The organism is Streptomyces tendae (assembly GCF_008632955.1).
Classification (GTDB): Bacteria; Actinomycetota; Actinomycetes; order Streptomycetales; family Streptomycetaceae; genus Streptomyces.
In genome coordinates this window covers 3,669,178-3,689,084 of sequence record NZ_CP043959.1, presented here as the reverse complement: position 1 = coordinate 3,689,084, position 19,907 = coordinate 3,669,178, and the positions used below count along the sequence as shown (strand labels likewise).

18 protein-coding genes and 1 pseudogene are annotated in these 19,907 nt (G+C 74.1%); 11 read left to right on the top strand and 8 right to left on the bottom strand.

Annotated features, from left to right (window positions below; translation table 11 throughout):
• Positions 1–12: 12 nt before the first annotated feature.
• Entirely contained in the window at positions 13–378 is a 366-nt protein-coding gene (locus F3L20_RS16865; RefSeq protein ID WP_150155094.1) for a nuclear transport factor 2 family protein, read from the top strand.
• A gap of 30 nt (positions 379–408) precedes the next feature.
• Here the strand turns inward: F3L20_RS16865 and F3L20_RS16860 are convergent, their stop codons facing one another.
• On the bottom strand, positions 409–1,317 hold the full coding sequence (locus F3L20_RS16860; RefSeq protein WP_150155093.1) for a LysR family transcriptional regulator: 909 nt from the start codon (positions 1,315–1,317) through the stop codon (positions 409–411).
• Between the two features lie 159 nt (positions 1,318–1,476).
• On the opposite strand from F3L20_RS16860, the gene F3L20_RS16855 reads away from it, so the two are divergent.
• The 3 genes from F3L20_RS16855 to F3L20_RS16845 are packed head-to-tail and all read left to right on the top strand — an operon-like array spanning position 1,477 to position 3,831.
• Positions 1,477–2,487 (top strand): alcohol dehydrogenase catalytic domain-containing protein, encoded by a 1,011-nt coding sequence (locus tag F3L20_RS16855; RefSeq protein ID WP_240810665.1) that lies wholly within the window; start codon positions 1,477–1,479, stop codon positions 2,485–2,487.
• 39 nt (positions 2,488–2,526) lie between these two features.
• Positions 2,527–3,432 (top strand): SDR family oxidoreductase, encoded by a 906-nt coding sequence (locus tag F3L20_RS16850; RefSeq protein ID WP_150155092.1) that lies wholly within the window; start codon positions 2,527–2,529, stop codon positions 3,430–3,432.
• A gap of 24 nt (positions 3,433–3,456) precedes the next feature.
• Positions 3,457–3,831: a nuclear transport factor 2 family protein gene (locus F3L20_RS16845; protein ID WP_150155091.1), complete on the top strand. Its 375-nt coding sequence runs from the start codon at positions 3,457–3,459 to the stop codon at positions 3,829–3,831.
• 7 nt (positions 3,832–3,838) lie between these two features.
• Here F3L20_RS16845 and F3L20_RS16840 read toward each other — a convergent pair whose 3' ends face one another.
• A complete protein-coding gene (locus F3L20_RS16840; protein WP_150155090.1) occupies positions 3,839–4,501 on the bottom strand; it encodes a TetR/AcrR family transcriptional regulator in 663 nt (220 codons plus the stop codon).
• 172 nt (positions 4,502–4,673) lie between these two features.
• Here F3L20_RS16840 and F3L20_RS16835 point away from each other — a divergent pair, with 172 nt between their 5' ends.
• Positions 4,674–5,927, top strand: a complete 1,254-nt coding sequence (locus F3L20_RS16835) for a YncE family protein (protein ID WP_150155089.1) — start codon at positions 4,674–4,676, stop codon at positions 5,925–5,927.
• Between the two features lie 31 nt (positions 5,928–5,958).
• Here F3L20_RS16835 and F3L20_RS16830 read toward each other — a convergent pair whose 3' ends face one another.
• On the bottom strand, positions 5,959–7,932 hold the full coding sequence (locus F3L20_RS16830; RefSeq protein ID WP_150155088.1) for an elongation factor G: 1,974 nt from the start codon (positions 7,930–7,932) through the stop codon (positions 5,959–5,961).
• Between the two features lie 519 nt (positions 7,933–8,451).
• Between F3L20_RS16830 and F3L20_RS35290 the strand changes: the two genes are divergently transcribed.
• From F3L20_RS35290 to F3L20_RS35655, 4 genes and pseudogenes are all read left to right on the top strand, one after another.
• Entirely contained in the window at positions 8,452–9,087 is a 636-nt protein-coding gene (locus F3L20_RS35290; RefSeq protein ID WP_276615849.1) for a VWA domain-containing protein, read from the top strand.
• Positions 8,997–9,275 carry a VWA domain-containing protein gene (locus F3L20_RS35285; protein WP_346768013.1) on the top strand — a complete coding sequence of 93 codons (279 nt, stop codon included), beginning with the start codon at positions 8,997–8,999 and terminating at the stop codon, positions 9,273–9,275. Before F3L20_RS35290 ends, F3L20_RS35285 begins: the two co-directional genes overlap by 91 nt.
• Positions 9,268–10,389, top strand: coding sequence for an XdhC family protein (locus F3L20_RS16820; protein WP_150157371.1), 1,122 nt, complete (start codon positions 9,268–9,270; stop codon positions 10,387–10,389). Before F3L20_RS35285 ends, F3L20_RS16820 begins: the two co-directional genes overlap by 8 nt.
• Before the next feature lie 12 nt (positions 10,390–10,401).
• Positions 10,402–11,097 (top strand): annotated as a pseudogene (locus F3L20_RS35655) (SRPBCC family protein).
• 121 nt (positions 11,098–11,218) lie between these two features.
• On the opposite strand, the gene F3L20_RS16810 reads toward F3L20_RS35655, so the two are convergent.
• From F3L20_RS16810 to F3L20_RS16790, 4 genes are all read right to left on the bottom strand, one after another.
• Positions 11,219–11,719 carry a metallophosphoesterase family protein gene (locus F3L20_RS16810; protein WP_150155087.1) on the bottom strand — a complete coding sequence of 167 codons (501 nt, stop codon included), beginning with the start codon at positions 11,717–11,719 and terminating at the stop codon, positions 11,219–11,221.
• 165 nt (positions 11,720–11,884) lie between these two features.
• Positions 11,885–12,064: a hypothetical protein gene (locus tag F3L20_RS16800; protein ID WP_024883425.1), complete on the bottom strand. Its 180-nt coding sequence runs from the start codon at positions 12,062–12,064 to the stop codon at positions 11,885–11,887.
• 107 nt (positions 12,065–12,171) lie between these two features.
• Complete coding sequence (locus F3L20_RS16795) at positions 12,172–12,591, bottom strand: CBS domain-containing protein (protein ID WP_145824639.1); 420 nt, start codon at positions 12,589–12,591, stop codon at positions 12,172–12,174.
• 71 nt (positions 12,592–12,662) lie between these two features.
• Positions 12,663–15,107, bottom strand: a complete 2,445-nt coding sequence (locus F3L20_RS16790) for a SpoIIE family protein phosphatase (RefSeq protein ID WP_150155085.1) — start codon at positions 15,105–15,107, stop codon at positions 12,663–12,665.
• 357 nt (positions 15,108–15,464) lie between these two features.
• Here F3L20_RS16790 and F3L20_RS16785 point away from each other — a divergent pair, with 357 nt between their 5' ends.
• Positions 15,465–17,597, top strand: coding sequence for a SpoIIE family protein phosphatase (locus tag F3L20_RS16785; protein WP_150155084.1), 2,133 nt, complete (start codon positions 15,465–15,467; stop codon positions 17,595–17,597).
• Positions 17,598–17,676: 79 nt separating this feature from the next.
• On the opposite strand, the gene F3L20_RS16780 is transcribed toward F3L20_RS16785, so the two are convergent.
• Entirely contained in the window at positions 17,677–19,017 is a 1,341-nt protein-coding gene (locus F3L20_RS16780) for a S1 family peptidase (RefSeq protein ID WP_150155083.1), read from the bottom strand.
• Between the two features lie 565 nt (positions 19,018–19,582).
• On the opposite strand from F3L20_RS16780, the gene F3L20_RS16775 reads away from it, so the two are divergent.
• The gene (locus tag F3L20_RS16775) at positions 19,583–19,798 is read left to right on the top strand and encodes a type A2 lantipeptide (protein WP_145824643.1); all 216 of its coding nucleotides are present in this window, start codon (positions 19,583–19,585) and stop codon (positions 19,796–19,798) included.
• Positions 19,799–19,907 lie beyond the last annotated feature (109 nt).

Below are 19,907 nucleotides of genomic sequence, written 5' to 3'. Positions count from 1 at the left end.
AGGTGGGTCAACATGACGACCGCCGCACACCCTGCCTTCGGCACCGACACCCTGCGCCGGGGCATCGAGGCGGACACGCCGGCGATGCTGACGTCGCTCTACGCGGACGACGCGGAGCTGCGCGTCGTGGACCACGTGAGCGGGCCGAGCCACCCGAAGGTGCTCCACGGCAAGGACGAGATCGCCGCCATGCTGGACGACGTCTACAGCCGCGACATGGCGCACGCGCTGGAGGCGTGCGTCGTGCAGGGCGACCACGCCGCCTACTGCGAGAGCTGCCGCTACCCCGACGGGGTGCGGGTGCTCTCGGAGTCCATGCTGACGCTGCGCGACGGGCAGATCACGGGGCAGGTGATGATCCAGGCGTGGGACGAGTGACACCGCGGGCGCGGGGTCCCGCCGGAAGCGTCAGGCCCGCGTCGCGTCCGGCTCGGTGAGCGTCGTCCTCGTCGCGTCCACGAAGGTCTCGACGAGCGGCGAGGGGCGGTCGCCGTCCCACGCGAGCGCCACCTCCCCGGGCGGTGCGTCGGTGACGGGCAGGTAGGCGATGTCGGGGCGCGGGAAGACCGCCGCGACCGACTCCGGCACGAACACCACACCGCTCCCGGCGCGGACGTACGCCAGGATCTCCTCCATGTCGTGCACGTCCGGCCCGCGCCGCCACCGGGTGCCGTCGGGCCGGGGGTCGGCGTTCCAGACGGCCGACCACGCGGGGGCGGCGCCCGCGTACCGCAGCAGCGGCTCGTCGGCGAGGTCGCGCAGCCCGACCGCGGCCTCGCCGGCCATCGGATGGCGGACGGGCAGCACCGCGCACAGCCGCTCCCGGTACAGCGGCAGCACGCTCAGCCGGTCGGAGTCGACGGGCAGGCGGACGAAGCCGACGTCGGCGGTGCCGTCGGACAGGTCGGTCGCCTGGCTCCACCAGCGCAGCCGGACCAGTTCGATGCGCGCCTCCGGCCGGCGCGCGGAGAATGCGTGCAGCGGCGCGGTGATGTCGGAACTCAGCATGAAGCCGATCTTCAGCACGCCCTCCCCCGCGGCGATCCGCCGGGCGCGGTTCCGCGCGGCGCGGGCGGCGGCCAGGAGCTCCCGGGAGTCGTGGAGGAACTGCTCGCCGGCGGGCGTGAGGGCGACCTCCCGGCTGCTGCGGTGGAAGAGGACCACGCCGAGGTCGTGCTCCAGCTGCTGGATCTGCCGGGAGAGCGCGGGCTGGGTGACGTGCAGGGCCGCCGCGGCCTGACCGAAGTGCAGCCGTTCGGCGACGGCGACGAAGGACCGCAGCCGGCGCAGGTCCAGATCCGTTTGTCCGCCGTCCATGCCGCCTTCTCCCCTGCTGCCTGCGCCGATGCACTGACGTCATCGTAGGCACCGAAGGAAGCATTGGACCTCCGGGAAACCCCAGGTCACGCTGGTCTGTGTACCGCGGGCGACACCGGTCCTCCGCCCGCCCCCTCCCCCTCTCCTGGAGTGTTCGTCATGATGCGTGCCGCCGTCGCCGTCGGGGCCGACGCCCCCCTCGCCCTGCAGGACCTGGAGGTTCCCGAACCGGGTCCGGGCGAAGTGCTCGTCAAGGTCACCGCATGCGGGGTCTGCTTCACCGACCTCAACCTGCTGCGCGGCCACTATCCGTTCGCCCGTTTCCCGGTCGTGCCGGGCCACGAGATCACCGGCGTGGTCACGGCCGTGGGACCCGGTGTCACCTTCCCCGAGGTCGGCACCGCCGTGGGCGGCCAGTTCCTGTACGACTCCTGCGGTCACTGCGACTACTGCGTGCGCGGCGACCAGATCCTCTGCCCGCGCAAGGTGATCACCGGCATCGTCGCGGACGGCGGTTACGCCCCGTACGTGCTGCTCAAGGCGGGCTTCGTCACGCCGCTGCCGCACGGGCTGGACCCGGTGGCCGCCGCGCCGCTGATGTGCGCCGGACTGACCGCCTTCAACGGGCTGCGCCAGGGCGGGATACGGGCCGGTTCCCGGGTCGCCGTGGTGGGCGCCGGGGGCGTGGGCGCCCTGGCGGTGCGGTACGCCGTCGCCATGGGGGCGCGGGTCGCCGTCGTCGGCCGGTCCCGGCGCGGCGAGGACGCGGCGAAGGCGCTCGGCGCGGAACTGTTCGTCGCGGCCCAGGAGTCGGACCCGGCGCCGGCGCTCAAGGCATGGGAGGGCGGCGCGGACCTGGTGCTGAACGCGTCCCCGTCCACCGAGGCGGCCACCGCCACGCTCGGCGGGCTCGCCCCGGACGGCACCCTGATGCTGTGCGGCTACGGCCCGGAGCCGCTGGTGCTGCCGACCCAGCCGATGATCCTCAACCGGCTGCGGGTGGGGGCGTCCCCGTCCGGCTCGCCGCACGACCTGCGCGACACCCTGGCCTTCTCGGCCGCGCACGACATCCTTCCCGACGTCACGCCGATCGGCCTGGACGAGGCCCCGGCCGTGCTGGACGCGATGAACGCGGGCACCTCGCACGGCCGCAGCGTCATCGTCTTCTGATCCCGCTCCCCGCCCCCTCGCCTTCCCCAGGAGCACATCATGTCCGCTCACGTCATCCTGATCACCGGCGCCTCCAGCGGCTTCGGGGCGCTGACCGCCCGTGCCCTCGCGGACGCCGGGCACACCGTCTACGCCGGGATGCGGCACACCACCGGGCGCAACGCGTCTGCGGTCGCCGAGGCCCGCGCGTACGCGGAGGAGCACCAGGTCGACCTGCGCACCGTCGAACTCGACGTCTCCCGCCAGGAGTCGGTGGACGCGGCCGTCGCCTCGGTCACCGCAGAGGCGGGACGCGTCGACGTGGTCGTCCACAACGCCGGCCACATGGTGCTCGGCCCCGCCGAGTCCTTCACCCCCGAGCAGCTCGCCGAGATCTACGACACCAATGTGCTGTCCACGCAGCGGGTCAACCGGGCGGTGCTGCCTCTCATGCGCAAGCGCCGGGACGGCCTGCTCGTGTGGGTGGGCTCCACCAGCACCTACGGCGGCACGCCGCCGTACCTCGCCCCGTACTTCGGCGCCAAGGCGGCGATGGACCACCTGGCGAAGAGCTACGCCGTGGAGCTGTCCCGGTTCGGCATCGACACCTCGATCGTCGTGCCCGGTTCGTTCACCTCCGGCACCAACCACTTCGCGCACGCGATGCATCCCGAGGACACGGCGACGGCCGAGGCGTACGACGAGCTGTACGAAGGGCTGATGGACGACGTCGGCAAGCGGCTGGCCGCGCTGTCGCCGCCGGACGCGGACGCGGGCGAGGTCGCCCGCACGATCGTGGCGGTGGTCGACGCGCCCAAGGGCGAGCGACCTTTCCGGGTGACCGTCGACCCCGCCGACGACGGTTCGGAGAGGGTCAGCGAGGTGGCCGACCGGATCCGCTCCGAGTTCTACGACCGCATCGGTCTCACCGACCTCCTCACCACCGGGACACCGGCCGACGGCTGACCCCGGGCTGGTATGACTGGGTGCATGCATGCAGACACCGCCCGGTCGGCCATCGACACGTTCATCTCGGCGTTCAACGCCTCCGACGACGCCTACGTGACCTCGCTGCTGTCCCAGGCGCTCACCTCGGACGTGGTCTTCTGGGGTCCGCTGGGCCGCAGCGAGGGCATCGAGGCGGTGGAGCGGTTCGTGCTGGACATCCGGCGGCACCCGGCCGGGTCCGGCACGATGGTCCGCTGCTCGGGGGTGGACATGCCCGACGAGTGGGCCCGGTACCGGTGGGTGTTCACGACCCCCGACGACGGGCCCCGGCTGGCCGGGACGGACGTCGTCCACCTCAGGCGGGGACTGATCGACCAGATGATCATCTTCGCGGGCGACATCGCCCCGGCCGGTTGACGCTCCGTCAGCCGGCCGGCCTCGGCGTCTCCGGCGGACGGAGGATCGCCAGGAGCTGGCGGACCAGTTCGTCCACCACCTCGTCGAGGTTGGCCTCGACCCACCCCGCGTTCCAGTCGTGCAGCAGCCCGTTGACACTGCCGATGAACCCGGTCGCGGCGAGGCGGTGGTCGCGGGGCGGCGCCTCGCCGCGGGCGACGGCGGCCTCCGCCTCGGCACAGATGAGGTCGACCCAGCGGGCGCGGCGGGCCAGCCGCTGTTCCTCCAGGCGCGTGCTCACCCCGATGATCTCCACGAAGGCGATGCGGATGCGGCGCGGGTCGCGGGTGACGTCGGCGGCGTAGGCGCGGAAGATCGCCGCGGCGCGTTGCGCGATCGGCGCGCCGGCCGCCTCGGCGGCCGCGGTCAGGACCGCCGCCTCGGCCCAGTCGTTGACCTGGAGGTGCAGCGCGGCGAGGACGTCCTCCAGGGTGCGGAACTCCTCGTAGAACTGACGGGTCGACAGTCCCGCCGCCTCGCTGAGGGCGGCGACGGTGGTGGACCGGTACCCGGGTCCGCCGCCGAAGAGTTCGAGGGCCGCGTCGAGGAAGCGCCGGCGCCGCTCGGCCTTCCGCTCCTCGGCGGACTTCCCGGCGTACCGGCCGCTCGGTGGGCCCAGTCTGCCCGCCATCGGCCCCCCCTCCTCGCTCCCGGCGATTTTGTCGTGTCCGCGGTCTTGTGGAGAAGCCCCGCCCGTACCTACTTTTCAGTAAGTTAACTCTGAAAGCACGTCTGTTCAGATTCCCCTCCCGCAATTGGCATGTCCCACTCATGGTGCCCCCACCCGAAGAGGAGACCCCGCCATGCCGATCCGCAGCAGACACCTGTGCACCCTCGCCGCCGCTCTCGCCCTGACCGTCACCGCCCCCGCCGGCGTCGCGAGCGCCGCCGGCCAGGCGCCCTCCGCCGACCTGCGGGAGGTGCTGTTCGTGGGCAACAACTGGGACGGCACCGCCGACGTCATCGAGTCGGGCGGTGACTTCGGCCGGATCGGCCGGATCGACGTGGTCCCCGACAAGGCGCAGCGGATGGCGGAGATCAACGCCAACCCGATCCGCTGGATCTACTTCATGGCCATCCGTAACAGCGTCGGTGAGGGGCACGACCAGTTCGTCGACGACATGTACTCCACCCCGGACGGCACCGCTGTGGTGGTCTCCCGGCCCAGCTTCGCCGACGTCGTCTCGCTCGACCTGGCCACCGGAAAGGTCAACTGGCGTTTCGCCGTGTCCGGTTACCGGGCCGACCACATGGCCGTGTCGCCCGACGGCACCCGGGTCGCCGTCTCGGCCTCGACGTCCAACACGGTGCACGTCCTCGACATCACGACCGGCGAGCAGGTCGGCTCGTTCAAGACGGGCGACAAGCCGCACGAGAACGTCTTCAGCAGCGACGGCCGCTACATCTGGAACATGTCCATCGGCGAGGTGAACACCGACCTGGACGCCCCCTGGCTGGACTGGACGAAGGGCGACCGCAAGATCACGGTCGCCGACGCGCGGACGTTCCAGCAGGTCAAGGTCATCGACATGCGGGACCGGCTGAACGCGGCCGGGTTCAAGGACCACTCCGACGCCGTCCGCCCGGCGGCCTTCTCCCCCGACGAGTCGAAGCTGTACTTCCAGGTGTCGTTCTTCAACGGCTTCTTCGAGTACGACGTGGCGGCCGACCGGATCACCCGCGTCAAGACCCTGCCGAAGAACCCGGCGACCAGCGAGGACCGCACCACCTGGGTCAACGACTCGCGCCACCACGGCATCACCATGAAGCCCGACGGCGCGAAGCTGTGCGTGGCGGGCACGATGGACGACTACGCGACGGTGGTCGACCGCGACACCTTCGAGCACGGGCCGCTCGTCCCGGTCTCCAAGCCGTACTGGGCGACCGTGAGCGGTGACGGCGAGTCCTGCGTGGTCTCCGAGAGCGGGGCCGACCGGGTCACCGCGATCGACTTCGCGACCGGCGAGAAGACCGTGTCGGTCCCCGTCGGCGACCACCCGCAGCGGGTCCGGCTCGGCCATGTGCGCGAGGGCTGGACCGCCCCCTCGGGCGGCTGAACCGGCCGGGGCGGCGGGTGGGCGGCGCACCTCAACCACCCACCCGCCGCACCACGTTGAGCAAGTACTCCCTGCGGTTCAGCGGGTTGTGGTCGGTGCGCGGGCGGTGCGGCACCGGGCCGTGCCTGACGGGCGCGTAATGCCCGAACCGGGTCTCCAGCTCGCCCTCGCCCCGCGTCAGCCCCGGCAGCCGCTGCTCCAGCTCCCGCACCCGGGCCGCCGGCACCGTGCCGTCCAGGACGCCGAGTGCGCCCCGGGTGCCGGTGCTCCGCGGCACGGCGCCCAGTCCGCCGAGCACCGGCAGCAGGGCGCCCAGGGTGTCCGCCGGGGCCTCGATCCGAAAGCGGTGCACGGGCTCGTGCACCACGGTGCCGGCCCGCCGCAGCGCGTCCATCAGCACCAGCGGGGTGAGCCCGCGGAAGTCCGCGCCGGTGCTCGACATGCTCTTGTCGAAGCGCTGGTGGGCGTGACTCTGGCGGGGCCAGTACCCGCAGTGCGTCATGGTGACCGCGCAGTCGGTGACCTGCCAGCCGTGCGGCCCCTGCCCGAGCGTGGCCCGCACGGTGTCCTCCACCGCCTTGAAGAAGGCGTACGGCATGGCGCCCAGCTCGACCTCCAGCCGGAAGTCCGTGCCGGAGCCGGGCGACGCGGGGTCGACCCGCAGCCCGACCGTGGCGATGAAGGGGTTGCCGTCCTGCTTGATGAACTCGGCGGCCGCCCCCGACCCGGCGAGCCGCTCCACACACAGCGGGGTGGTGCCGCGGAAGGTGACGTCGAGCCCGTACTCCTCGGCGAGGGTGGCCTGGACGATCTCCTTCTGCACCTCGCCGTAGAGCGACACGGAGGTCTCGCGCCGCCGTTCGTCGTGGCGCAGCCCGATCAGCGGGTCCTGTTCGGCGAGCTGGGCGAGCGCGAGGTGCAGCCGGCCCGGGTCGACGCCGTCCCCGGGCACCACGACGGTCTCCAGGGTGGGCGGTGCGAAGAAGTGCCCGTACTCCCTGGCGGGTTCGCCGATCGCGTCGCCGACGCGGACGTCCGTCAGGCCCCACAGCCGGGCGATCCTGCCCGCCTCCACGGCGTCCGCGCGGGTGTCGGTGCCGCGGTCGAAGACGCTGACCCCGGTGACCCGGCCCTCCGTGGTGTCCCCGGCGCCGAACGGGACGCGGTCACGGGCGCGGAGCGTCCCGGAGAACAGGCGCGCGTAGGCGATCTTCTCCCCCGCGGGTCCCCGCTCGACCTTGAACACCGTCCCGGAGACCGGCCCTTCGGGGTCGCCGCTCGCCGGGGGCAGCAGTTCCCGGACGCCGGTAAGCAGCGCGTCGACACCCGCGCCGGTGGCGGCGGAGCCGAAGTGGACCGGGTGGACGAGGGCCTGCCGGGTCTGCGTGACGAGGGCGTCCCGCAGCAGGTCCCCGGTGAGCGTGCCGTCCAGGTAGGCGGCGAGCAGGCCGTCGTCGTGCTCGGTGAGCGCGTCGAGGGCGGCCGGCTGGACGCCGGGGACGAAGCGGGCCTGCGGGGTGCCGAGCCCTTCGGTGGTGCCCATGGGCGCGAGCGAGGGGGTCAGGCGCGCCGCCATCTCGCGGAGCAGCTCCGCCTCGCGCGCCCCGCGCCGGTCGATCTTGTTGACGAAGATCAGGGTGGGCAGGGACAGCCTGCGTAGGATGCGCATCAGCACCCTGGTCCGTGCCTGGACGCCCTCGACGGCGGAGAGCACCAGCACGGCGCCGTCCAGCACGCCGAGCACCCGCTCCACCTCGGCGACGAAGTCCGGGTGGCCGGGGGTGTCCAGCAGGTTGACGGTGACGTCGTCGAGCGGGAACGAGACGACGGCCGACTTGATGGTGATGCCGCGCCGGCGCTCCAGCGCGAGGGTGTCGGTGGTGGTGCTGCCGTCGTCGACGCTGCCCACCTCGTCGATCACGCCGGCGGTGTGCAGCAGCCGTTCGGTCAGGCTGGTCTTACCGGCGTCGACATGGGCGAGGATTCCCAGATTGAGCACGTGCACGAAGCGTCATGTCCTTCGGAGAGAGGGGTGTTCCTTCCTGGGGGGACATGAACGTTCCTCGCACTGCTGCTCCTCGGTTCCCGACTGCGGTTCCGGATCAGTGGACCAGACGGGGACGGGCGGCACAACGGATTATTGGCGGCCGTGCTGGCGGGGCGGCGGGGGTGACCGGTGTGCACGGTGCCCCGTCCCCGAGCGGCGTGGCGGCCGGTGACGTGCCGGACCCGGCCGCCCTGCTCCTCGGGTTCGCCCGGCGGCTGCGCGCGGCCGGCGCGGACGTCAGCGGGGAGCGGGTGCGAGCGTACCTGCGGGCTGTGGAGACGCTGCGGCCGTGGGCGCGGCTGGGCGGGGCGGCTGACCCTGCGCCGCGGCCCGGACGACCTGGCCCGCCACGACCGGGACTTCGCGGCGTGGTTCGGCACCGGAGGTCCGTCCGCGCCCGGCCCGGTCCCGGCGCCGCCGCGTCCGCGCCCGGTCCTGCGGAACGCGGCGACCCCGACCGGCGGGCCCGGCACCCCCGTGGAGCGGGCGCCGCGGCTGCCGTCGTGGGCCGCCTCCACCGACGTGCTGCGCCACCGTGACGTGGCGTACCTGAGTCCGGCCGATCGGGAGCAGGTGCGGTGGTTGCTGGCCGCGTTCACGCTGCGCGGCCCGGTGCGGCGCACCGCCCGGCGGCGGCCGGCCCGGCGCGGGGAGGCCGATCCCCGCCGCACGGTGCGGGCCATGCCGCGCGGCGGCGAGCCGGTGCGGCCGCTGCACCGCGTGCGGGCGGAGCGGCCCCGCCGGGTGGTGCTCCTCGTGGACGTCAGCGGGTCGATGGCGCCGTACGCGGACGCGCTGCTGCGGTTCGCGCACGCGGCGGCACGCGACCGGCACACCGAGGTGTTCACCGTGGGCACCCGCCTCACCCGGGTCACCCGCGCGAGGGCGCACCGGGATCCGGACACGGCGATGGCGGCCGTGGCGTCGGCGGTGCCCGACTGGCGCGGCGGGACCCGGCTCGGGGAGCTGCTGAAGGGGTTCCTGGACCGCTGGGGCGGCGCGGCACCGCCCGGGGCGCGGTCGTGGTGCTGCTGTCGGACGGGTGGGAGCGTGGCGATCCGGAGCTGCTCGCCGAGGAGATGCGACGCTTGCACCGGCTCGCGCACCGCGTGATCTGGGCCAATCCGCTCAAGGCGCGGCCCGGGTACGCGCCCCTGGCGGCCGGGATGGCGGCGGCGCTGCCGAGCGTGGACGGGTTCGTCGAGGGGCACAGCCTCGCCGCGCTGGAGCGGCTGGCGCGGGTGGTGCGCGGAGGCCTCCCGGTGGAGGGGGTGCCCGTGGAAGGAGCGGATGGTGCGTGACGTACTCCCGGTGCTCGGCCGCTGGTACGCGGCCGGAGCGCCGTTCGGTCTGGCCACGGTGGTCGAGGTGAGCCGCAGCGCGCCGCGCGACCCGGGTGCGGCGATGGCCGTCGGCCCCGACGACGAGGTGGTGGGCAGCGTTTCCGGCGGCTGTGTGGAGGGCGCCGTCTTCGAGCTGGCGCGGGAGGTGGTCGCCGAGGGCGAGGCGCGGCTCGAGACCTTCGGCTACAGCGACGAGGACGCCTTCGCGGTCGGGCTGACCTGCGGTGGCGAGCTCACCCTGCTGGTGCGTCCGGTCACGCCGGAACTGGACCCGGCGTTCGGTGACGTCGCCGCGTCGGTGGCCGCGGCGGAACCGGTGACGGTGGCCACGGTCACCGGGGGTCCCGCGCGGCGCGGGGCCACCCTCGCCGTGTGGCCGGACCGGGTCGCCGGCGGTCTCGGCACGCCCGGTCTTGACGTGGCGGTCACCGCGGACGCGCGCGGTGAACTCGCCCTCGGTGCCACCGGGTTGCGGCACTACGGGCCGCAAGGGCAGCGCCGCGAGGACACGGTGGAGGTGTTCCTGCAGAGCTTCGCGCCGCCGCCGCGCATGCTGGTGTTCGGCGCGATCGACTACGCGGCGGCCGTGGCCCGCATCGGTGCCTTCCTCGGCTACCGGGTCACCGTGTGCGACGCCCGCCCGGTGTTCGCCACGCCCCGGCGCTTCCCCGCGGACGTGGAGGTGGTCGTCGCGTGGCCGCACCGGTACCTCGCCGGCACGGACACCGACGAGCGCACGGTGATCTGCGTGCTCACCCACGACCCCAAGTTCGACGTGCCGCTGCTCACCGAGGCGCTGCGCCGGCCGGCCGCCTACATCGGCGCGATGGGCAGCCGCCGTACGCACGAGGACCGCGCCGGCCGCCTGAAGGAGGCCGGGTTCACCGAGCGGGAGCTGGCCCGGCTGCGTTCCCCGGTGGGCCTCGATCTCGGCGCCCGTACGCCGGAGGAGGTCGCCGTGTCGGTGGCCGCCGAGATCGTCGCCCTGCGCTGGGGCGGTTCGGGCGCCCCGCTCACCACGACCCGGGGCGCGGTCCATCCGCCCCGGCCGTCCGCCGGTTCAGCCCGCTGACAGGAGGAAGCCATGGAACTGCGTCACGAGTTCACCGTGCCCGTCCCGGTCGACGACGCCTGGAGGGCCTTCCTCGACGTCGAACGGGTCGCGCCGTGCCTGCCCGGGGCGAGCGTGGAGGCGTACGACGACAACACCGTGACCGGTTCGGTGCGGGTCAAGGTGGGCCCGGTCACCGTGACGTCCAAGGCACCGCCGTCTTCGAGGAACGGGACGAGGAGGCGCGCCGTCTGGTGCTGGTCGCCGGCGGCCGGGACGCCCGGGGGCAGAGCACGGCCCGCGCCACGGTGACCGGCACCCTGAGCGAACGGGACGGGCTCACGGTGGTGACCGTGCACACCGATCGACGGTGACCGGACGGCCGGCCCAGTTCGGGCGGGGTGTGCTGGCGGAGGTGGGCGAGCGGATCATCGGCCGGTTCGCCGCGTGTCTCGCGGAGCGGCTGACCGAGCCGGCGGCCGGCCGGGAGGACACGCCCGGGGACGCAGCTCGCGGGCAGGCGGCCGACGAGGCGAAGTCCGCCGCCGCCACGGCACCGGAGCGGCCGGCGCGCGGGTCGCAGGAGCCGCTGGACCGCTGCGCACGGCCGGGCTGCCGGTCGCCGCCCGCGCCGCCGCGGTGGTGACGGCGGCCGTGGCGGTGGCCGTCTCCGTACTGCGGATACGCCGGCGCAGGCACGCCCGGAGGAATGCCGTCGGGGGTGTGTGAGGTCCGCGGGCAGGGGTAGTCGCCCCGTATCACCTCCGATGGTTGGAAGGAGGTCCGTGGAAGAGTCGCATCTACTCGTAGCGCCCGGGCCGTTTCCACCCAGGCGGGACGGCCCGGACCGTCAGCGCGGCGGCAGCCGGTGGAGGTCCACCTCGGACAGCCGGCCCCCGGTGATCGCGGCGGTCATGTAGGTGCAGTGGGGCTGCCGGCGGCGATCCGTCGGAGACCCCGGATTCAGCAGTCGAAGTCCCGTGGGCGCCGTGGTGTCCCACGGGATGTGGCTGTGTCCGAACACCAGGACGTCGAGATCGGGGAAGCGTGCGGCGCACCGCTGCTCCCGCCCCTGCGCGGCGCCGGTCTCGTGGACCACCCCGAGGCGCAGCCCGCCGAGTTCCGCGCGGGCGACCTCGGGCAGCCGGGCCCGCAGCGCGGGCCCGTCGTTGTTCCCGTACACGGCGAGGAGCCGGCGGCTGCGGCTCTCCAGCAGGTCGAGGGTGTCGGTGTCGACCCAGTCCCCCGCGTGCACGACGACGTCGGCGCGGGGAATCTCCTCCAGCAGCGGCTCGGGCAGTTGCCTGGCGCGTTTCGGCAGGTGGGTGTCGGACATCAGGAGCAGACGCACGGTGGGCAGCCTAGGGGTCGGTGGCGGCGGAGGCGCGGAGTCCGCGCACAGGCCGCCGGGCCGCGCACCCCGGTGGATGCGGGCCCGGTGGTGGCGGCGGGGTCCCTGGAACCGGGCGGCACGACGGCCGTCGGCCGGGCGGGTCCGGACCCCGGACCCGCCCGGTCAGTCCTCGCCGCGGACGATGTTCTCCTCGGCCCAGGTGACCGGGGCGGCCGTCGTGGTGTTCCGGTCGACGGCGGGCAGGCAGGTCCGCAGCGGCTCCTGGCCGCGCAGGCGCCGTGCTCGCGCCCAGCCGGTCTCCGGACGACGGGTCCGGGGCTTGTCCATGCTCTCCGTGATCACGTCACATCATCTTCCTTCTGCGGTCACCGGCCGGCCGGGTCCCCGACCCCGCGGCGCCCAAACCCCACATTCACACATCCGTTCACCTCCTCTACGACAACGGCTCCTTACGTGTGCGGCCTGGCCACACTGATGTCGCCGAGGGCCGACCGGGGGTCGCGCTCCATGGCGACGTCCCCCAGCGACACGACGCCGACCGGGTGCCGGCCCTCGACCACCGGGACGCGGCGCACGGCGTGTTCCCGCATCAGCCGCACCGCGAGGTCCAGCTCGTCGTCGGGCCCCACGGTCACCAGGTCGTCGCTGCAGGCGCCGGCCACGGTGGTCTCCTCCGGGTCGACGCCCTCGGCGATCGAACGCACCACGAGGTCCCGGTCGGTGACCAGTCCCCGCAGCCGCCCGTCGTCGGTGACCAGGACGGCGCCGAGGTCGCGGTCCCGCATGATGCGGGCGACCTGGGCCACGGAGGTGTGCGGCCCGACGGTCACCGGCGCGGCGGTCATGATGTCGCGGACGTACTGGGTCATGGCGTGTCCTTCCCTTGCCCGTCTCGGTGAGGCGGACCGGGTACCCGCCGGACGGCGACCCCCGCAGCCCGTCACGTCCGTACGGTGAACTCCGCCCACACCTGCTTGCCGCCGCTGACCGGCAGCGTGCCCCAGGTCGCCGACACGGCCTCGACGAGCAGGATGCCGCGGCCCCCGGTCGCCTCCCAGCCGATGCTGGTGGGCTTCACCGGGGAGCGGGGTGAGGCGTCCGCGACGGCGAGCCGCAACCGGTCGCCGACCAGGGAGAGATCGAGGCGGACCTGTCCCTCGGTGTGCACCAGGGCGTTGGTGACCAGTTCGGACACGGCGAGCAGCGGGGCGTCGATCTCGTCGGTCACGCCCCAGGAGCGCAGGGTGCGCCGGGTGAAGCGGCGGGCGTGCCCCACCGCCTGCGGCACCCGCCACACGGTCCAGCTCTCCCGCAGCGGGCGGGTCTCCATGCCGTCGTAGCGCATCAGCAGCAGCGCCACGTCGTCGCTGCGCGGCGCCCTGCCGAGCAGCGCGTCCGCGACCGGCCCGAGACGGGCCGGGTCTGCGGCGGACACCTGACGGGCGAACCGTTCGAGCCCCTCGTCGATGTCGGAGTCGGGCGACTCGACCAGGCCGTCCGTGGTGAGGGCGACCAGCGTGCCGGGCTGGAGCCGCAGCGGGCTCATGGGGAAGTCGCACTGCCGCACCACCCCTAGCGGCGGGCCGCCCTCCGCCTCGGCGATCTCGGTGCGCCCGTCCGGGTGGCGCAGCACCGGCGGCAGATGGCCGGCGCGGACGCACCAGGCGGCGCCCGCCTCCATGTCGACGTCGACGTAGCAGCAGGTGGCGAACAGGTCCGTCTCCATGTCGACGAGGAGCCGGTTGGCGCGCGAGACCACCACGTCCGGGGGGTGGCCCTCGACGGCGTAGGCGCGCAGGGCGGTGCGCATCTGCCCCATGAGGGTGGCGGCGCCGGCGCTGTGCCCCTGGACGTCCCCGATGACGAGGGCGACGTGGTTGTCGGGCAGCGGGATGACGTCGTACCAGTCGCCGCCGAGTTCCAGCCCCGCGGTGCTGGGCAGGTAGCGGGCGACGGCGACCGCGCCGGGCAGCCGGGGCAGCCGGCGCGGCAGCAGCTGCCGCTGGAGCATGCCGACCAGTTCGTGCTCGGCGTCGAAGGCGCGGGCCCGCATCAACGCCTGACCGGCGAGATTGGCGGCGGCGGTGAGCAGGGTGCGCTCGTCCGCGCCGAAGTCGTGCGGGGCGTCCCAGCCGACCAGGCACGCTCCGGCCATGCGGTTGCCCGCGGCCAGCGGCAGCACCGCCAGTCCGCCGGGGCCGACCCCGGCCAGGGCGGGCTCCAGCGGGGAGCCCGCGGGCCAGATCCCGGGGCGGCCCTCGCGCAGCGCGGCGGCCAGGGTGGGCATGGTGCGCACGGGCGCGTCGGGCCACTCGGTGCGCCACTCCGACCGCCACACCTCGGGCCAGGCCTCAGGCTCGGGCGGGTCGAGGACGGTGACGACGAGCCGGTCGCTCTCCAGCTCGGCGAGGGCCATCCGGTCGGCGCGCAGCGGGCGGCGCAGCGCGGCGACCACGGCCTTGCCGACGTCCCGCACGGTCACGGCGGTGGACAGCGCGGCGGCCAGCCGCTGCACCCGGGCCACGTCCGTGACGTCGGCGCGCAGCGAGGAGGCGTCGGTGACGGAGCCGACGAGCCGGGCCGGGCGCCCCTCCCCGCCGGGGGCCAGCCGGCCGCGCAGCCGGAGCCATCTGGGCGGGCCGGCGGGCTGGAGCACCCGGAACTCCAGTTCGCGGTCGCCGATGGTCATGTGGTCGGCCTCGACCACGGACATCAGCGAGGGCAGGTCCTCGGGGACGGTCAGGCCGAGCAGGGTCTCCACACGCCCGTCGAAGTCGTCCGGGTCCACCCCGAACAGGTCCAGGACGTCGTCGTGCACCCGCAGCCGCCCGGTGTCCATGGCGAGGCTGAAGCCGCCCGGCGGCAGGTCCGCGCCGTCGGCGGGCACGGGCGGCGCGGGGGCGGCGACCGCGGCGGCGACCAGGCCGAGGCACGCCCGCTCGTCGGCGTCGAAACCGCCGGGCCGCTCGCTCACCGCGAGCAGACAGCCGTCGTCGTGCCGCACCGGCAGGGCGGCCAGGTGGAAGTCGCGGCGGGGGGTGCGCCGGGACTGGGCCTGGGCGGCCAGGTCCCTCGGGCCGAGCCACACGGTCCGCCCGCGCGCGGCCTCGGCGACCGGGCTGCGGCCGGTGGCGGAATAACAGTCACGCACCCCGCACAGGGTCCTCGGCACCCCGGCGGTCTCCGTCAGGCAGAGCAGTTCACCGTCCTCGCCGGGGGTGTAGACGCCGGCGAACGCGGCACCGGCGAAGACCAGTGCCTGCTCCAGGATCCTGCGCAGCCGTTCGGGTGAGTCCGGGTCCGCCGCGATCGCCGTCAGGGCACCTTCGGCGCGCAGCGTTCTCGTGCTGCGTCCCGCAGCGCCCTCACCCACCACGTTGGCCATTACAGCGCTTATGGGACAGGTGCGCAGCCCCTGTGCACGAACGGGGCGCGGCCGGCCGCGCCGGTTTTCACGCGGGGTATGCGCCCGGCTCGCGATACGCATGCCCGGGGCGGAGCCCCGCCGACGCCACTCCGGACGTCCGCGGGGCTCCGCCCCGGACCCCGACCCTGAAGCGCGGGACCGGCTGATGTCAGCCCGTCCGGCGCTTCAGGACGAGACCTGCCAGGGCCGACAAGGGGGCTCACGACCGCGGAACGGGGTATTCGCACAGATGCGCGCTCAGAGCGTCCCGCTCGCCGTGCGGGACGCACTCCCGCGGGGGAGATTGGGTGCGGGTCGTGCGAGGAGGTGGTCGGCGTGTCCGAGGGACAGGCGTCCGCGCAGTCGCGCGCCCCCGTGGGCCGTCCGTTGCTGTCGCTGACGCTGGCCGCGCTGATGGACGAGGTGCACGCCCACTCCGGGGCGGTGTACCTGCTCTCGCCCGACCAGCCCGTGCTGGAGATGGCGGTGATGGCGGGACTGCCCCGTGCCTTCGCGGCGCCGTGGGAGCGGGTGGGGCTGAGCGCGCCGATCCCCGTGTCCGACGCGGTGCGTGAACGGCGGCTGGTGTGGGTGGGCGGCGAGGAGGAGATGGCCCGCCACTACCCCCGGATCGCGATGGTGCTCCCCTATCCCTTCTCCCTGGCCGCTCTCCCGGTGGCGACGGCGGCGAAGGTGTACGGCGCGGTCTTCGTGACCTGGCCGGGCTCGCACCCGCCGGAGCTGTCGGACCGGGAACGCGAGCACCTCACCGCGGCGTGCGACCGGCTGGCGGTGCGGCTGGAGCGGGCCGCCGAGCACAGCCTGCCGCTCGCGCCGGAGCCGGACCTGCTGGCCGCGCCGGTGGTCGGCGGGGCGGCCGGCACGCTCGGCACCGTGGAGGCGGCCCGGATGGTGTCCCGGCTGCCGTACGGCCTGTGCTCGCTCGACCTGCACGGACGCATCGCCTTCGCCAACGCCGCCGCCTCCGAGCTGCTGGGTGTCCCGTCGCAGCGCCTGGTGGGGGCGCAGATGTGGGCGGCGGTGCCGTGGCTGAACGACCCGGTGTACGAGGACCGGTACCGGGCGGCGCTGTTCAGCCAGCACGTCACCTCGTTCGTCGCGCTGCGCCCGCCCGACGAGTGGCTGTCCTTCCGGCTGTACCCGAGCACCACCGGCCTCAGCGTCCGGATCAGCAGGGCGCGCGCGGTCAGGGAGATGAACCGCGCCACGCCCCGGCGGGGGACGGCCCCGGAGCGGCTGGTGACCATCACCCAGGTGCTCAGCCTGGCCGGTGCGCTGACCGAGGCGGTCGGCGTGCAGGACGTGGTGCAACTGGTCGCGGACGAGATCGCCCCGGCGGTGGGCAGCCAGGCGCTGGTCGTGCTCGGCTCCCGGGCCGGCCGGCTGCGGGTGCTGGGGCACCGCGGGTACGCGGACCCGCTGGTCGTGGAGCGGTTCGACGGGATGCCGCTGTCCCGGGCCACCCCGGGCGGGCAGGTGCTTCGCTCCGGCGTGCCCGCCTTCTTCGAGACCCGGGGGGAGCTGGAGCGGCTGTACCCGGCGCTGCAGACCCACCCGTCCGAGTTCTCGGCGTGGGCGTACCTGCCGCTGATCGCCTCCGGCCGGCCGGTCGGGACATGCGTGCTGTCCTACGCGGCGCCGCACCACTTCACGACGGAGGAGCGGGCGGTGCTGACCAGCCTGGCGGGGCTGATCGCGCAGGCCCTGGAACGGGCCATGCTGTACGACGTCAAACACCGCCTGGCGCACGGGCTGCAGGAGGCGCTGCTGCCGCACACCCTGCCGTCGCTGCCGGGGATCGAGGCCGCCGCCCGCTATCTGCCGGCCACCCGGGGCATGGAGATCGGGGGGGACTTCTACGACCTGGTGCCGACGCAGGGCACGGCGGCGGCGGTGATCGGGGACGTGCAGGGGCACAACGTGACGGCGGCCGGGCTGATGGGCCAGGTCCGTACGGCGGTGCGGGCGTACACGGCGGTGGGGCAGGCGCCGGACGAGGTGATGCGGAGTACCAACAGGCTGCTGCTGGACCTGGGTTCGGAGCTGTTCGCGAGCTGTCTGTACCTGCGCCTCGATCCGGTGCGCAGGCGGGCCGTGATGTCCCGTGCGGGGCACCCGCCGCCCCTGCTGCGCAGGCCGGACGGGCGGGTCCGGGTGCTGGACCTGGCCGGCGGCCCGCTGCTCGGCATCGACGGGGCGGCGGTCTATCCGTCGACCGAGGTCGTGCTGGAGCCCGGTTCGCTGCTGGTGCTGTACACCGACGGCCTGGTGGAATCCCCGGGCACGGACCTCGAGGACGCCCTCGGCGACCTGTGCCGGCGGCTGACCGACCTCGGCGACCTGCCTCCGGACGACCTCGCCGACGCCCTGGTCCGGCACGGCCCTCGCACGACGGACCGCCTGGACGACACGGCGGTACTGCTGCTCAGGTCGGTACCGGTGCTCTGACGGCGCCGCGCCGGGCGGGGGTGCGGACCGCGCGACCGGCCGGTACCGGGGACCCCCCGCCACCGGCCGGTCGTCGGCCTCAGTGCGTCGAGGTCGGCCCGGAGCCGTGTCCGTGACGGCCGGAGCCGCGATCGTGGTCGGCGTCCTCGCCGGCCTGCCCGTCACCGGCATCCTGACCCGCGTCCGCGTCCTCACCGGCGCCCGCGTCCGCGTCCTGCTCACCGCCCGCCGGGTCACCGGCGCCCGCGTCCTGGCCGGCGCCCGCGTCCTGGCCGCCCGCCTGGGCGCCCGCGCCCGCGTCGCCCCCCGCGCCGAGGGTCGCGCCGACCGCCTCCAGGGCGGTGGTCACCGGCTGGAAGAACGTCTCCCCGCCGGACGTGCAGTCGCCGCTGCCGCCGGAGGTGAGGCCGATGGCGAGACCGTCCTGGGTGAACATCGAGCCGCCGCTGTCGCCGGGTTCGGCGCAGACGTCGGTCTGTATGAGGCCGGTGACCGTGCCCTCGGGGTAGTTCACCGTGGCGTTCAGGCCGAGGACCTGACCGTCGGCGAGACCGGTGGTGCTGCCCATGCGGAACACCTGCTGGCCGACCGCGGCCTCGGCGGCCTGGACGATCGGGACGATCTGCCCGCCGACGTTCACCTCGCTCGGGGCCTCGACGGCGGGGTCGTTGTAGGTGACGAGCGCGAAGTCGCCCGCGCCGGGGAACAACGCCTGGTCGACGGTGGCGATCGGCTGTCCGCCCTGCTGGTCCGACCACTCGTCACCGGCGGCGGCACAGTGCCCGGCGGTGAGGAAGGCGGGCGTGCCGTCGGCCGCGGTGACGTTGAAGCCGAGCGAACAGCGGGCGCCGCCCGCGAAGATGGCGTCGCCGCCGGAGGCGAAGGTCCGGAAGGTGCCCGCGGACTTCTTGATGGTGGCCATGCCGGAACCGAGGCTCTCCACGGTGGACTCCAGCCGGTCCCACTTGTTCCCGGTCACCGTGCTGTCCGCCGTGACGAGGATCTTGTTGGTGCGCGGGTCGACCGCCCAGGACGTACCCGGGATGGTCGCCTGCGACTTCAACGTCTGTGCCCCGGAGTCGAGTTCGGCCATGCTGTTGTCGACCTCGCGGACGGCCGCGCCCGCGCTCCTCGCCCGCAGGGCCATGTCGCCCTCGCCGCGCACCACGTTGACGACCAGCCGCTTGCTGTCGCCGTCGTAGTAGGCACCGGCGTACGCGTCGCCGAGCATTCCGGCGAGGCGAGTGGCGAGATCCGAGGCGTCGCCCGCCTTCAGTGTCCTCGGCGCGGCCGCGGCGTCGTCCGGCGCGCCGTCCTGTGACGCGTTGGCGCTGGGGAGCAGGATCGCGGCGGCGCCGAGGGCCACCACACCGCCCACCGCCATCGCGGCCTTGCGCTTCGGAATTCGCTTGTGACTCAAACTTCTCGACCTCCTGGGGGGACCGGAGTCGTGCCGCCGTGGGGGCGGCTGTCGGGGCGCCTGGATGGCCGTTGGTACGCAAGGGAGTTGAGGAGCGTTCAACGCCCTCACGACCTCACTTTCCGCCACCGGCCGCGAACGCTCGGTGGCCGGTGCCGACTTGAATCCCGGCTTCGGTGAATCTGCACACCGAATGCCCAACCCGGTCACCGGAGCGAGGTGCATGCGCGAGACATGCATCCGGGAAGCACCCTTGCGGCCGGTGTGTCGCTTTCCGGCCACGGGGGCGCAAGGGGCCGGATGGGGCGATGCCGTGGGGCCATGTGAAGAAGTCGCCGCCGAGCCGTGCCCCCGTCTGCACGCTTGGGTGCCCCGTGGACGCAAGTTGCCTGGTGAGACGCCCGGACGATTGGAAGCCCGCAGCGGCGGCGTGCTTTGATCCATCGCACCGCAAGGCCGTTCCGGGCTCCCGGCGACGGGCGTCCGACGCCCGCGGTCGCGGCTTCATCTGTCCCAGAGGGGGCCGCTCCCCCTTGTGAACATCCATACGAAGGGAAGTTCCCCCATGAACTCCACCCCGCAGGTCGAGACCGCCGAGATCTCCGACGCCGACCTCGACGCCGTCTCCGGTGGCCTGTCGGTCAACGCCGTGAACACCCTCACCGGCGCCCTGGACGGCATCGCCCCGGTCTCCGGCCTGGTCGACACGGCCGTCGGCACCGTCGAGGGTGTCACCGGCCTGAACACGGCCCCGGTCACCAACCTGGTCGCCGGTCTCTGATCGCGTCCTCGTGTCACCGAGTCCCGGAGCCGTACCCCGGCTCCGGGACTCAGTGGTGCGTCCGCAGTCTCCCCGTCACGTCGCACAGTTCACCCAGGTGAGGGAAGAC

Bases quoted from the DNA above. Each gene is read 5' to 3' on its own strand.
- F3L20_RS16790 (WP_150155085.1), bottom strand. From the start codon at position 15,107: ATGGCCAACGTGGTGGGTGAGGGCGCTGCGGGACGCAGCACGAGAACG.
- F3L20_RS16850 (WP_150155092.1), top strand. From the start codon at position 2,527: ATGTCCGCTCACGTCATCCTGATCACCGGCGCCTCCAGCGGCTTCGGG.
- F3L20_RS16835 (WP_150155089.1), top strand. From the start codon at position 4,674: ATGCCGATCCGCAGCAGACACCTGTGCACCCTCGCCGCCGCTCTCGCC.
- F3L20_RS16840 (WP_150155090.1), bottom strand. From the start codon at position 4,501: ATGGCGGGCAGACTGGGCCCACCGAGCGGCCGGTACGCCGGGAAGTCC.
- F3L20_RS16860 (WP_150155093.1), bottom strand. From the start codon at position 1,317: ATGGACGGCGGACAAACGGATCTGGACCTGCGCCGGCTGCGGTCCTTC.
- F3L20_RS16795 (WP_145824639.1), bottom strand. From the start codon at position 12,591: ATGACCCAGTACGTCCGCGACATCATGACCGCCGCGCCGGTGACCGTC.
- F3L20_RS16855 (WP_240810665.1), top strand. From the start codon at position 1,477: ATGATGCGTGCCGCCGTCGCCGTCGGGGCCGACGCCCCCCTCGCCCTG.
- F3L20_RS16865 (WP_150155094.1), top strand. From the start codon at position 13: ATGACGACCGCCGCACACCCTGCCTTCGGCACCGACACCCTGCGCCGG.
- F3L20_RS16775 (WP_145824643.1), top strand. From the start codon at position 19,583: ATGAACTCCACCCCGCAGGTCGAGACCGCCGAGATCTCCGACGCCGAC.
- F3L20_RS16845 (WP_150155091.1), top strand. From the start codon at position 3,457: ATGCATGCAGACACCGCCCGGTCGGCCATCGACACGTTCATCTCGGCG.